General features: G+C 49.5%; 14 protein-coding genes. 12 read left to right on the top strand and 2 right to left on the bottom strand.

Annotated features, from left to right (window positions below; genetic code table 11):
• Positions 1 to 142: 142 nt before the first annotated feature.
• Positions 143 to 898 carry a DeoR/GlpR family DNA-binding transcription regulator gene (locus HPT30_RS21445; protein WP_175373347.1) on the bottom strand — a complete coding sequence of 252 codons (756 nt, stop codon included), beginning with the start codon at positions 896 to 898 and terminating at the stop codon, positions 143 to 145.
• 216 nt (positions 899 to 1,114) lie between these two features.
• Between HPT30_RS21445 and rhaD the strand changes: the two genes are divergently transcribed.
• From rhaD to HPT30_RS21415, 6 genes are all read left to right on the top strand, one after another.
• Positions 1,115 to 1,960: a rhamnulose-1-phosphate aldolase gene (gene rhaD, locus HPT30_RS21440; RefSeq protein WP_175373346.1), complete on the top strand. Its 846-nt coding sequence runs from the start codon at positions 1,115 to 1,117 to the stop codon at positions 1,958 to 1,960.
• Positions 1,961 to 2,199: 239 nt separating this feature from the next.
• Positions 2,200 to 3,294, top strand: a complete 1,095-nt coding sequence (locus HPT30_RS21435) for an NADH:flavin oxidoreductase (protein ID WP_175373345.1) — start codon at positions 2,200 to 2,202, stop codon at positions 3,292 to 3,294.
• Between the two features lie 146 nt (positions 3,295 to 3,440).
• Entirely contained in the window at positions 3,441 to 4,379 is a 939-nt protein-coding gene (locus tag HPT30_RS21430) for a GNAT family N-acetyltransferase (RefSeq protein ID WP_246317314.1), read from the top strand.
• Between the two features lie 166 nt (positions 4,380 to 4,545).
• On the top strand, positions 4,546 to 4,887 hold the full coding sequence (locus HPT30_RS21425) for an alpha-helical endospore appendage domain-containing protein (RefSeq protein WP_175373344.1): 342 nt from the start codon (positions 4,546 to 4,548) through the stop codon (positions 4,885 to 4,887).
• 32 nt (positions 4,888 to 4,919) lie between these two features.
• Complete coding sequence (locus HPT30_RS21420) at positions 4,920 to 5,216, top strand: alpha-helical endospore appendage domain-containing protein (RefSeq protein WP_175373343.1); 297 nt, start codon at positions 4,920 to 4,922, stop codon at positions 5,214 to 5,216.
• A gap of 31 nt (positions 5,217 to 5,247) precedes the next feature.
• Positions 5,248 to 5,733: a hypothetical protein gene (locus HPT30_RS21415; RefSeq protein ID WP_175373342.1), complete on the top strand. Its 486-nt coding sequence runs from the start codon at positions 5,248 to 5,250 to the stop codon at positions 5,731 to 5,733.
• Positions 5,734 to 5,891: 158 nt separating this feature from the next.
• On the opposite strand, the gene HPT30_RS21410 is transcribed toward HPT30_RS21415, so the two are convergent.
• Positions 5,892 to 7,526, bottom strand: a complete 1,635-nt coding sequence (locus tag HPT30_RS21410) for an alpha-helical endospore appendage domain-containing protein (protein WP_175373341.1) — start codon at positions 7,524 to 7,526, stop codon at positions 5,892 to 5,894.
• Between the two features lie 250 nt (positions 7,527 to 7,776).
• On the opposite strand from HPT30_RS21410, the gene miaB reads away from it, so the two are divergent.
• The 6 genes from miaB (at position 7,777) to HPT30_RS21380 (ending at position 13,312) form a co-directional block, all read left to right on the top strand.
• Positions 7,777 to 9,363: a tRNA (N6-isopentenyl adenosine(37)-C2)-methylthiotransferase MiaB gene (gene miaB, locus HPT30_RS21405; RefSeq protein WP_175373340.1), complete on the top strand. Its 1,587-nt coding sequence runs from the start codon at positions 7,777 to 7,779 to the stop codon at positions 9,361 to 9,363.
• 60 nt (positions 9,364 to 9,423) lie between these two features.
• On the top strand, positions 9,424 to 9,840 hold the full coding sequence (locus tag HPT30_RS21400) for a YlbF/YmcA family competence regulator (RefSeq protein WP_246317325.1): 417 nt from the start codon (positions 9,424 to 9,426) through the stop codon (positions 9,838 to 9,840).
• Between the two features lie 129 nt (positions 9,841 to 9,969).
• Positions 9,970 to 10,740: an NUDIX domain-containing protein gene (locus tag HPT30_RS21395; protein WP_376767051.1), complete on the top strand. Its 771-nt coding sequence runs from the start codon at positions 9,970 to 9,972 to the stop codon at positions 10,738 to 10,740.
• Positions 10,741 to 10,784: 44 nt separating this feature from the next.
• On the top strand, positions 10,785 to 11,327 hold the full coding sequence (locus tag HPT30_RS21390; protein WP_175373339.1) for a cysteine hydrolase family protein: 543 nt from the start codon (positions 10,785 to 10,787) through the stop codon (positions 11,325 to 11,327).
• 29 nt (positions 11,328 to 11,356) lie between these two features.
• On the top strand, positions 11,357 to 12,808 hold the full coding sequence (locus HPT30_RS21385) for a nicotinate phosphoribosyltransferase (protein ID WP_175373338.1): 1,452 nt from the start codon (positions 11,357 to 11,359) through the stop codon (positions 12,806 to 12,808).
• A 240-nt stretch (positions 12,809 to 13,048) separates the two neighbouring features.
• A complete protein-coding gene (locus tag HPT30_RS21380) occupies positions 13,049 to 13,312 on the top strand; it encodes a hypothetical protein (RefSeq protein ID WP_175373337.1) in 264 nt (87 codons plus the stop codon).
• Positions 13,313 to 13,371 lie beyond the last annotated feature (59 nt).

Genomic DNA, 13,371 nt, shown 5'->3' with positions numbered 1-13,371 from the left:
TTCCTATTGGGAAGCGAAAGGGCTGAAAAGTTTGCTTTCACGTTACTTAGAGCTTTGTTAACCTTTTGGAACCGCCGTATGCGGACCCGCATGTACGGTGGTGTGAGAGGACGGGGGTTTACCGCCCCCTCCTACTCGATTACTAATACAGCAGTTCGATATTATCTCTGGATAGACGTTCCAGCCATGCTTCCGATGGTCTGCGGTCTGTGATCAGATAGTCGATGTTACTTAACTCGATGAGCTTCGAGAAGGCGGTTTTGTCAAATTTGGTGTGATCCGCAAGCAAAACAACTTTGTCGGCCTGGCGCAGCATGTATTTCTTCAGCTCGCATTCCGGTTCGTTAGAGTCGGTAACACCTTTGTCAAGATCGATGGCTTTGCAGCTGATTACAGCTGTATCCACATTGTAGCGCTGGATGGTGTCGTGAGCGACAGGACCGACCAGCGAGAGCGAGCGATAACGTAGTGACCCTCCGGTGGAGATAATGTTCATCCCCGAATTAGCGAAATCATGCAGAATATTAACCGAGTTCGTAATGATGGTCAGATTGCTTTTCGTCTCGAGCAGTTTCAGAAATTCAAAGGCGGTAGAACTGGGGTCTACCATCAGCGTGTCGCCGTCGTTAATAAGATCGAGTGCCTTCAGAGCGATGCTTCGCTTGATTTCTGTGTTCAGGGCATTCCGGGTGACAAAAGGCAAATCTTCATTCGTATGACGGTTCAGCATCGCGCCCCCATAAGTGCGGCTCACGATACCGTCCTTCTCCAGCTTCTCCAGATCCCTGCGGATTGTCTCTTCCGTGACCTCAAACATTCGGCTTAAATCCGAGACCAGGACACGCTTGTCCTGATGGACGAGATCAATGATTTTTTTGCGTCGTTCGGCTGCCAGCATAATAATCACCTTTTCAACAGTATAGTTATTTATGATAGGGGGATATTCTGTGTTTTGCAACAAACGAAGAAGAATAGCTTGCTAATTACCGTACGCATTGCCTGAAAATCACTAAAAACAAATATAAACAACACAATTAATATTTAATTTGTTGACAATAAAGAATCGTGCACATACGATTAAATCATTAAAGGACGAAGAAGGAGAGAAACAAGGATGAGCACATCTATGATTAGAAATAACGGATATATTGCTAGTGCCGAAGCTCCATTTATCAATGAAATGACAGAGATTACCCATCATATGTGGAAGCTCGGCTGGGATGAGCTGAACGGTGGGAATATCAGCTACCTGCTGGATGAAGAAGAAGTTGGAAAATATATCAATATCGTCGAACCCTTGCGCACCATTCCGCTCACCTTTCCGGTACAGGAGCTGGCAGGTCGTTATTTTATCGTGACCGGCTCGGGGAAATTCTTCAGAAATGTAATCAAGGACCCGGAAGCCTGTCTTGGCGTATTGCGTGTAAGTACGGATGGCAACAGTGTCGAAATTTTATGGGGGCTGCGGGATGAGGCTGTGCCGACCAGTGAACTGGCCTCGCATTTTATGAGCCATATCGAAAGGTTAAAGGTTGATCCAGGTCACCGTGTCGTCCTTCACACCCATGCCACGAATGTGATCGCCATGACGTTCACTCATGATTTGGATGAACGCAAATTCACTAAGACTTTATGGGAAATGTGTACCGAATGTATTGTTGTGTTCCCTGACGGTGTGAGTGTTATTCCTTGGATGGTACCAGGGAGCAGCGAAATTGGACGTGAAACGGCGAAGAAAATGAAGGATCACCGTGTTGTCATCTGGCCGCACCATGGCATATTCGGCACAGGATCAACAATGGATACGGCCTTTGGATTGATTGAAACGGTTGAAAAAGCCGCAGCGGTGTACAACCTCATCGGTGGCAGGGAAATCAGGCAGAGAATTACCGATCAGCAGCTGGCTGATCTTGCCAAGGATTTCGGTCAAGTGCCGAAACCAGGGATTCTGAACGTTTAGAACGAAGACAGATCTTCCCGTTCCAATAGAATGAAACCAGGACTTTTACGATAAAATAAGTTATCCGGCAAAGCCGGGCATCTGCAGAGGGAAGCTGCGTTGCCCGGCTTTTGATTTGAGCATTCACTTTGAATTACCTTAGTAATTCGGTAGGTTATAACGGATAATTTGCAATTTGTTCTAAATCGCGCGATAATATGCTTACGAAAAGTAATTACATTAATATATGGAGGTTACTCATGACTACTAAATTATTGTTTGAACCTGTTACAGCAGGCAACCTGAAGCTGGCTAACCGAATTGTAATGGCACCGATGACTAGAGCGTTCTCGCCGGACGGAATTCCAGGTGAAGATGTTGCGGCGTACTACCGTCGGCGGGCAGAGGGCGGAGTCGGTCTGATCGTTACTGAAGGAACGGCGATTAATCATCCGTCTGCTGTCAGCAGTCCGCGTATCCCCAACTTCCATGGAGAAGCAGCACTCAAGGGCTGGGCAAAGGTTGCTGCTGAAGTTCATTCAGCTGGCGGCAAGATCATCCCGCAGCTCTGGCATGTCGGCTTGGAACGCAAGATTGGCGCGCTGCCGAACCCTGAGGCCCTGCCGGTAGGACCGTCAGGCCTTAATCTGGCTGGAGAGCAGGTTACAGAGCCGCTAACCACAGCTGAGATCGAAGGTTTGGTAGCCGCTTTCGCTCAAGCTGCTGCTGACGCCAAGGCAGCTGGCTTTGACGGGATTGAGCTACACGGGGCACACGGCTATCTGATCGACCAATTCTTCTGGGAGCGGACCAACAAGCGCACCGACCGCTACGGCGGCGATCTAGTAGGCCGCACAACGTTTGCGGTAGAGGTTATTGAGGCTTGCCGCCGCGCAGTAGGCCCGGATTTCCCAATTGTGCTGCGCTTCTCGCAGTGGAAAGCGGGCAATTATTCTGCCAAACTGGTGGAAACGCCAGAGGAGCTTGAGCGCTTCCTGGCCCCGCTGGTACAGGCTGGTGTTGATATTTTCCACTGCTCGACACGCCGTTTCTGGCTGCCAGAGTTCGAAGGCTCTGAACTGAACCTGGCGGGATGGACGAAGAAAATCACAGGCAAGCCGACCATCACTGTAGGTTCTGTAGGTCTCGACAGTGACTTCCTGATCCCGGATAAGGAGAAGAGTGATGAGGATAATCTGGAGCGTCTGCTGGAACGCCTGGAGCGAGAGGAATTTGATCTTGTCGCTGTGGGTAGAGCGCTAATTAGTGATCCGGCTTGGGCGAATAAGGTTCAAGAAGGCAGAACAGATGAGATTCTCCCATACACTCAACAATCAACTAGCACCTTGTATTAATTAGCGTCGAACACGGTCTGAACGTCGATTATTTCAGCAGCTTTCAGGTAATATTTGGTTTTAAATAAAGATTATGCTTCTGTGCAGGTCAGTGTGGTTTATGATGAATTCATGCATTTATCATGACTGGCAAAGGAGCTACTTATTTGAGTCATTTATCTACCGATCGTTTGTATGATGTTGAGATCCGTAATTTTCAGGAAGCAGATATGCCGCTGCTGGAAGGGTTGTTCCGCTCTGTAACGGCAAGGGAACATGCTGTCTTCTGGTGGGTTGGGGATCCGGCGAATTGGGGCAATGTGTTCTGTGCGTTCAAGCAAGGTGTGATGATTGCCAAGGGACAGGTGAGCATTATTAACATGGTGCCGCCCGGAAGTCTGTCAGAAGCGCGCCATTCGATCTACATGAACCTTAAGGCTGTGCCGGAATGGGAACATGATTTTGAATTGATGGATCATCTCTACATGCAGCTGTATGCCAGGGCACTGGAACTGAAGGAGACACTGCCTTCCGGATATTCGACGCTCTTGTGTGTGGGTAATGATTACGGAGAGGTAGCCAATAATCAATTTTTCAAAGAACGGCACAGCTTTCGCCATCTGAACAGCCTGTTCAGCATGAACCGCGATTTGGGATTTCCGCTGCCCGAATTGACGCTGCCGGTAGGGCTGGAAATGAAGCACTGGCAGATGGCGACAGTACAGGAGGAAGAGGATTATTTGACGCTGGAGGCCGAGATATGGCCCGATACGCCACTAGGCAGCAACAGATTAGCTGAATACAAGCGTAATGATCTGTGGACGGCGCTGGTGGTCCGTGAAGGGGAGACCATCATAGCCAGTCTGATGGTGTGGCGTGAGGATAATTACGGATACATTGAAGATGTGTTTGTACGCGAGCCGTGGCGAAAGCGGGGAGTGGCCAAATATTTGCTGACGCAAGCGATGAAGTATTCCGGGTCCCAAGGATTGTCCTCGGTCCGGTTGATGGTGTTAACCAGCAACCCCTCCGCACTGAAATTGTATGAGTCGCTGGGCTTTACCGCAATGCAAGAGGAGATTCGATTCTGTCTGGATCTGAAGTAGACTGAAACGGTATGAGTATAAGCAGAAGGTGTTCGCAGTGTTTTCACTGCCGGACACCTTTTTTATATTAATCAGACTGGACAATAAAGTGACTTTCTGGGTTTTTGTGCATACCATAAGGTATAAGTGAATGTATAAAATTGGAACGCAAGGTTGTGATTACATTATGTCAATGCCCAATATTCCGGATATCAAACCAAACATCATCCTCAACCGCAAAGATGTCATCAACCTGCTGCTAACCTCTATCGCACTTGAGGAGATTGGATTTTCCCATATTATTAATGCGGAAGCTGAGAAAATACAGCACATGCTGAAAGACATCTGTCTCACCCTGGATGATGCGCTACGGGTCAATGACAGTGTGGAACATATGCTTCGCGGAATTGTGGCTAATCAGATCCTGCTGCAGTTCAAATTAAGCGATGTTTTGAAGCTCGAACGAAGCTATAGACTCTCCCTCACAGAGGAGGAGTGTGAAATTGAAGAAGAGGAAGAGGAAGAATAGTATTGTCCCGTCAGAGAAAGGAGACTTGCAGCGTGAGAACGAGAATAGTTGATGACGCAACTACATACGGGAAAGCTATTAGCAGCCAGCAGGAAGCTTTGGATAGTGAAAAAGAAGCACTTGCAGCTCTGATGTCGGCGCTGGCGGATGAGGTGAGTCATTTCACGAATGTGCGGAGACGCCGTACGGAAGTTGAAACCGCTGAGATCATTCTCTACAATGACTCTCTTCTGCGGACGGTGGATTCTTTTTGTTTGATGAGTTGGATGATGCTGAGGAAGGAACAGTCCCTGCATCAGGTCAAGGCGCTTGAGGAGGTGTTGTCCTGATGTCGATCTCCAAGTGGCAGGGGCACAGGTGATGCCGAATTCCGATTCCAGTTATATCGAGGCCATTGATAAGTTAACCGATTCCCTTGCCCGGATGATGGCCTGGGAAACAAGGCGAGTAAATACGGGTCAGAACAGTGATGAGCTGGAAGGGCAATGGGTTGCTTTACTCTCTCGAATTGCCGAAATGACCGGTTTTTCCTGCCGGATCGAGCGGACCTCGTCCGAAAAAGCCAAACGTGAGGCTACACTGGCACAGGCCTTTCCGGCATGGATTGCAACGTTGAACAAAAGCATCCTGGAGTTTCCATTTAGCAATACCTTTCACCGTCTAGCTGTACAGGAACAACTTCGCCAGATCGGATATTATTATGGCGGCTCCTATAGTCAAGAGATGGCGTTAAGGAACAAGCTCAGAGGTCGTAAGTTACCAATGCCGTTCCTGAATCAGGAGCTGTTTCCCAAATGGCATAACTGGGAATGGCCGAAAGAAATGAGCAGTGGAAATAATGAATAAGTAGCTGAAGCTGTTTCCAGGGTGAATGTTGGCCTATGGGCAGCTTTTTTCAAGTTCAACGAATTCTGGCTGACGGGTCAGGCGAACTGCTGCGATCTATTGTCCACAAACAGAAGGATACTCCCAAAGTGATCTGGGAGTATCCTTGTTTTAGTCTTTTAGGTGAGGCGGATGATGGTCAGCGTAGCACCCGGTGCTTGAAGACCCACTGTAAGAGTAGAGGTAACATTAAGCTGTAGGGTTGCGTTTGCCGGAATAGGAATGATAGTTTGCGCCTGCAGAGTAGTGCTGGCTACAGATGCCGTAGCTGTAGAAGCAACGGCAGCGCCGTTTAAGAGAATACGTGACGACGTAAGAAGGGAAGCTGTCATGCTGATTCTGTAGCTAATAAAATAGTTGCCTGCGTTGGCAATAGTCAAGGTGTCATTCGCACCGTTGATGGTGATGCCCGCAGGAATGTTCTGGTTATCGGGGAACGTGGCGTTGCCTGAGCCCAGAAGCACAGCGATCGTCCCTGAAGCATTTTGTACGAATGCGTAGTTAGCCGTGACGTTAGGGCCTGTAGGGCCGACAGGTCCTGCAGGTCCAGGTCCTCCAGCCGGGCCTGCAGGACCTGTGGCCCCAATGGTTCCGGTTTCTCCTGTAGCCCCAATTGGCCCTGCCGGTCCGACGCTTCCAGTTGCACCGCGTGCCGCAAGTTGCGTGTAGTTAGCTGAGACATCTGGTGTCCCTACTGGTGGGGCACTTGTGACGATATAAGTGCCGCCGTTGTATGTCACCACTTGGCCAACAGTATATCCCGGAGCAAGCGCGGCGTTGTAAGTGACGATCCCGGTCAATCCTACACCTGTTGGTCCCGTTGGTCCAGTAAGTCCTGTCGGTCCGGTAGCACCGGTGGCACCTACAGCGCCTATGCTGCCGGTAGCTCCACGTGCGGCAAGCAGAGTATAGTCTGCTGATGCACCGGGCAGACCGGTCGGTGGTGCATTGTTAACAATAAAGGTGCTGCCGTTATAACTGACGACCTGACCAACAGGATATCCTGGGGCGAGCGCGGCATTATAGGTTACTACGCCTGTGAGTCCCACACCTGTAGCGCCTACAGGTCCAGTTGGGCCAGTAATGCCTGTAGGTCCGGTTGCACCAGTAGGTCCAGCGAGTCCAGTAGCGCCTGCTGCACCGCCGGCAGCGATCAGAGTATAGTCTGGTGAAGTATCCGGTGTGCCTACAGGCGGTACCGTGTTGACGATGTAGGTGCTGCCGTTGTAGGAAACAACCTGATTGAGAGTATAGCCAGGTGCAAGGAATGGATCAAAAGGAACAATGCCGCTTAAGCCAGCCCCGATTGGACCCGTAGCGCCTGTAGGTCCAGCGAGTCCGGTTGCCCCCGTTGGCCCCGCCGGTCCGGTAGCTCCAGTAGGCCCGGCAGAACCAGTGGGCCCAACTGGGCCCCCAGCAGGCCCTGTGGGTCCAGCAGGTCCGGTTGGTCCTACAAGAGTAGGAGCCTGTAATATTCCCTCCATCTTGGATTGAAGGAACATCTGGTTGCGGGCTGTACTGTCTAGCGTAGAACGTACACTCTGGTTAACAGAAAGTAAATCGGCAATAGTTGCTGGCGGCCCTGTCAGGCCGGGCAGGGTTCCGAGCACATACTGAAGCTTTTCGCCTTCAGCATTCAGAATATGGCTCATCCCGAGTTCTTCCATAGCTATGGAGGATAAAATCAGGTTCACAGCATCGTCTCTCGTAAGTGTCACGTTAGGAGTAATATTCGGAATATTAGGCTGAGACATGTATTTAGATCACCTCTGGGCATTTTTGATTTTTACACCCTACATATTATGTCGAGTTCCAAAATGTGGAACATAGGCGATGTTATAAATATCAGGAAGATAACCCTATTAATGCAGGATTTATGTAAACAGGATAGGGTCATAGATGGAATGAACTACATCCTTGTGATATAATTTTTTATTAGCAAAGAATTATGGCAATCTACCCATTCTTTATGAAGAAGCTTCATTAAATAAAGGACGTGACAAGATGACTAAGGGGAGTCAACCCTCACCGGACTTAACCTCCGGCAAGAGTGTCAAGGATTATTCCAAATACTTTGATTTTAGCGATGCCAAGCTCATCAGTGAGGAAGAGGGCAAAACCACCTACCGCATTAAGGGCAGAAATGTACAGATCAACAGCCAGCCTGATTACAGGGAAGGCAAACGCCGGGGCAAGGAAGAGATCGAGGTTCATTATGAATTTGCTATTCCAGAAGAAATGTCCGGCTTCGGTGTGGGCAAGTTCTATCATATAACGACCTACGGCTGCCAAATGAACGAGCATGATACCGAAACGATGAAGGGTATGCTGGAGCAGATGGGCTACCGTAGTATTGAGGACCGCACCAAGGCGGATCTGATTCTATTGAATACTTGTGCTATCCGTGAGAATGCCGAAGACAAGGTCTTTGGGGAACTTGGACATCTCAAGCATCTGAAGACCGAGAATCCAGATCTGCTGCTGGGTGTCTGTGGTTGTATGTCACAGGAGGAAGGCGTAGTTAACCGGATTATGTCCAAGCATGGCTTTGTGGATATGATTTTTGGAACACATAATATCCATCGTCTGCCGCATCTGATTAAGGAAGCGGTATTCAGCAAAGAACTGGTTATCGAGGTATGGTCCAAAGAAGGCGATATTATCGAGAACCTGCCCAAGAAACGCGAAGGCATGCGTGCCTGGGTGAACATCATGTATGGTTGCGACAAGTTCTGCACCTATTGCATTGTGCCGTATACCCGGGGTAAGGAGCGTAGCCGTCGTCCAGAGGATGTAATTGCCGAAGTGCGGGATCTGGCCCGTCAAGGCTTCAAGGAAGTGACCTTGCTGGGACAAAATGTGAACGCATACGGGAAGGATTTTACGGATATTGACTATACTTTCGGTGACCTCATGGACGACATGCGACGTATTGATATCCCGCGCATCCGCTTCATGACCTCTCATCCGCGTGATTTTGACGACAAACTGGTTGAAGTGCTGGGCAAAGGCGGCAACCTCACGGAGCATATCCATCTGCCGGTGCAATCAGGAAGCACGGCGGTGCTGAAGAAAATGAGCCGCAAATATTCCCGTGAAGTCTATCTGGAGCTGGTCCGCAAGATCAAGGCTGCCGTACCGGGTGCCGTGCTGACTACTGATATTATCGTTGGTTTCCCGGGTGAAACCGATGAACAATTCGAAGAAACCCTGTCCCTCGTGCGCGAGGTAGGTTATGATATGGCTTATACCTTCATTTATTCTCCGCGTGAAGGGACGCCGGCCGCCGCCATGGAGGACAATGTACCGATGGAGGTTAAGAGCGAGCGCTTGCAACGGCTGAATGCTCTCATTAAAGAGAATAGCCGTATCAGCAATGACCGCATGCTGGGCGAAGTGGTCGAAGTGCTGGTAGAGGGCGAGAGCAAGAACAATGCTAACGTGCTGTCAGGGCGTACTCGTACTAATAAACTGGTGCATTTTGAAGGATCTCAGGAGCTCATAGGCACCTTTGTGCAAGTACGTATTACCGATACCAAGACTTGGTATATCAAAGGAGATTGCGTGGCGGAGGCTATGGCCGTCAATTAATATATAGAAATGGAGCGATTGCCAGTGAGTCAGGAGCAAGGACGTTTGAACAACTACGGGATGCCGACTTATGATACCCGTGATTTAATCGTACGCGAAGATATTATGGGCAAGGCCAAGGAACTCGCTTCATTGATTTCGACCAGTGAGGAAGTGCAGCATTTCCAACAGGCCGAGAAGAAGATCCAGAATCATGAGCGCGTACAAGGATTGATTGCACAGATCAAGAAGAAGCAGAAGGAAATCGTGGCCTTCGAGAGCTTTCGGAATAAAGAGATGGTAGCGAAGATTGAAGCGGAAATTGCAACTCTGCAGGATGAGATTGATGGCATCCCGGTGGTGAACGAGTTTCAGCAGAGCCAAAGCGATATCAATTACCTGCTTCAGCTAGTCATTTCGGTCATCCGGGACACCGTCTCGGAGAAGATCAATGTGGAAGCGGGCACTGAAGCGCCTCCGTCCACCTGCGGAGATTAAAGGGCAGCAGACACGGGGCGGATGAGAATCCGTCCCGTTTTTGATATGAAGCATTGCTTTTCGAACTGAAGGTTTGGTACATTAAAAGATACGAACAGCAAAAAAGCTGCGGCAAAGGATGGATATATCGTGAGCGAGAACGGGGAACAAACCTATAACGCCAAAAAATACCGCACTCCGGACGGTGTTCCGGCCGATATTGTGATGTTTACATTGACGAAGCGTGAGCGGAAGACCGTGACGAAGACCCTTCCCCTACGTGAATTAAAAGTCATGCTGATTAGGCGGAAAAAATGGCCGTGCGCCGGGATGTGGGCACTGCCGGGCGGCTTCTGCCAGGAGGATGAATCTATATACGCGGCTGCAACACGCGAGCTCAAGGAAGAGACGGGCGTTGACGGCGGGCATCTGGAGTACTTAGGCGTGTACAGCACACCGGGCCGTGATCCGCGCGGCTGGATCATCAGCCATGCTTTCTTCGCTTTGGTGGAGGAGTGGATGCTGGAGCAAAGACAAGCCTCCGACGATGCCGGCGAAGTAGGGCTTTTCACACTGCAGGAAGCATTGGAAGAGCTGGAGCTGGCTTTTGACCACCATGACATTATTACGGATGCCTACTTGCGGATTCAGCAGCAAATGCTGCAGACTACGATTGCACGGCAGTTTCTGCCGCGGCATTTCACACTGAGTGAGCTGTATCAGGTCATTCAGACTGTGGTGCCTGAGTTCAAGGAGCCCAATTTTATCCGTAAAATAACATCAACCCGTAGCCGCCAAGGAATTCTCCAGGAGGTTCGGGATGAAGAGGGCAATCCGCTGAGTTCCAATCAATATTCGCAGCGTCCGGCCCAATTGTATATGTTCACTGACCATGAGCCGTTGTTGTCTATCTATACCTGATCCTGATGTAACTGTGTCTTACAACAAACAAGGAGGTAATACTCATGAGGGGATTAATCGTGATTGATTTCACGAATGATTTTGTGGATGGTAGTCTGCCAGTAGGTCAGCCAGCAATCGATATTGCGCCTAGAATTAGTCAAATAACAGAAGACTTTGTAAAGAACGGCGACTATGTCGTTATGGCTGTGGATCTTCACGACGAGAATGATGAATATCATCCCGAGACCAAGCTGTTTCCACCGCATAATCTGCGTGGCAGCTACGGACGTGAGTTGTATGGCACGCTAAAACAGGTGTATGAGGACAACAAGGAGTCTATTTATTGGATGGATAAAACGCGCTATAGTTCATTCAGTGGCACGAATCTGGAGCATAAGCTCCGTGAACGCGGGATTACCGAGTTGCATTTGATAGGGGTATGTACGGATATCTGTGTATTGCATACCGCGGTAGATGCGTATAATAAAGGCTTTAAGATCGTTGTGCACGAGGATGGGGTCGCCAGCTTCAATGCCGCAGGCCATGCCTGGGCGCTGGGCCACTTTACAGGAAGTCTCGGGGCAAAGGTTGTCAACGGAGAATAAGAACAGCAGCGAGACTAGGAGATGAGGATTTGAGAAGAGAACTTGCTCTTCATACGGATAAGTACCAGATCAATATGATGTATGCCCACTGGGTCAACGGAAGTCATAAGCGCAAAGCGGTATTCGAAGCCTATTTCCGCAAGCTGCCGTTTGGAAACGGCTTTGCCGTATTTGCAGGGCTGGAGCGCATTGTCGGCTATATCGCCGGATTGCGCTTTACGGAGGAAGATATTCGTTATCTGTCGGAGCAGGAGGAGAATTACGCGCCCGCCTTTTTGGAGGAGCTGCTGCAATTTCATTTTCAGGGCACGATCCATTCGATGAAAGAAGGCGCGCTTGTCTTTCCTGACGAGCCATTGCTACGGGTGGAAGGGACGATCATGGAGACTCAACTGGTTGAAACAGCCATATTGAATTTCATGAACTACCAGACGCTGATCGCCACCAAGGCATCACGTATCAAGCAGGTTGCTCCTGACGATATTTTGCTGGAATTCGGTACAAGACGGGCTCAGGAAGCAGATGCTGCGGTCTGGGGTGCCCGGGCCGCTTATGTCGCAGGCTTCGATGCTACCTCTAATATGCTGGCCGGTAAGCTGTTTGGCATTCCCACGAAGGGTACGCATGCCCATTCCTGGGTGCAGAGCTTTGGCAGCGAGCAGGAGGCTTTCGATGCATATGCGAAGGTTATGCCTGACGGAGTTACACTGCTGGTAGATACGTTTGATACTTTGCGCAGCGGGGTGCCAAATGCTATAAATACGGCCAAGATGCTGGAATCTCAGGGCAAACGGATGAACGCTATTCGTCTGGACAGCGGTGACTTGGCATATCTATCCCGGCAAGCCCGCAAAATGCTGGATGATGCCGGTTTGCCGTATGTGAAGATTGTCGCCTCCAATGATCTTGATGAGAATACAATCATGAACTTGAAGTCCCAAGGTGCGGCGATTGATACCTGGGGTGTCGGTACTCAACTGATTACGGCCTCCGACCAGCCATCACTGGGCGGGGTTTACAAGCTGGTGGAGATCGAGTCGGCGAGCGGAGAGATGATCCCAACGATCAAAATCTCCTCCAATCCCGAGAAGGTCTCCACACCGGGTAAGAAGGACGTGTTCCGGATTATCGGGGCAAACGGTAAAGCATTGGCTGATTATATCAGCTTCCCTGAAGAGGAAATACCGCGGAATGGAGCGCGTCTGAAGCTGTTCAATCCGCTGCATCCTTATATGAAGAAACATGTGGATCGCTATGAGGCGCTGCCGATGCTGGAGCCGATCTTTGTGAATGGCTTCCAGGTCTATAAGCTGCCCAATCTGGAAGAAATCCGCCAGTATCACCGGGAACAGCTGGATCTGTTCTGGCCGGAATATCTGCGCAAGCTGAACCCCGAAGTCTATCGGGTAAATCTCAGCCAGCAGGTATGGAGCCGCAAGCAGCAGTTGATCGCCGAGCATATGCAGACGGATATGGAATAGGGTACTTATAATTGAACAGCAGCCTATTTAATGCTGCAATAAGCAAGGGGTTGTCCAGGTAGCCATTTATATGGCTTAGGGACAGCCCCTTGTTTAGTTTTTAAGACAGGTGTGATTTTCGAGATAAGCTTTGTTAGTCAATCGGATCGGCATCTCCGCTCCATTTTATCGGAAAAATTTCAGTCGTCTTGTATACTATCGCTCCATCCCACCGTTATAGATACGAAAGGAGGAACGAGATTGGACTTTGGTGAGAAAGAAATGACACTCCAGCAAATGAACAAGGGCATTATCGGTCCCAATCTTTATCTTGCCCGCCCACAATTTCATTATAGTCTTCTGGGGGGAACGGTGGAGATACAGCAATATAAGGTTATAGAGAACCGGGTTATTCCCTGGAATGATCAAGACTTGAAATACGATGTTATCCGGAGAGAGGCTACCATACTGCAGGGAAGCAATATGGGCGTTGAAGTGGAAGAAGAGGGCATCTCCGCTTTCTGAATGAAATGAGCGGTGAACGACAAATGCTATTTTATCATCCATCAGTTGTTTATAAAAGC

The organism is Paenibacillus agri, assembly GCF_013359945.1.
Lineage (GTDB): Bacteria > Bacillota > Bacilli > Paenibacillales > Paenibacillaceae > Paenibacillus_AQ > Paenibacillus_AQ agri.
Note: the sequence above shows the minus strand (reverse complement) of the source record. Positions and strands in the feature narration are given on the sequence as shown.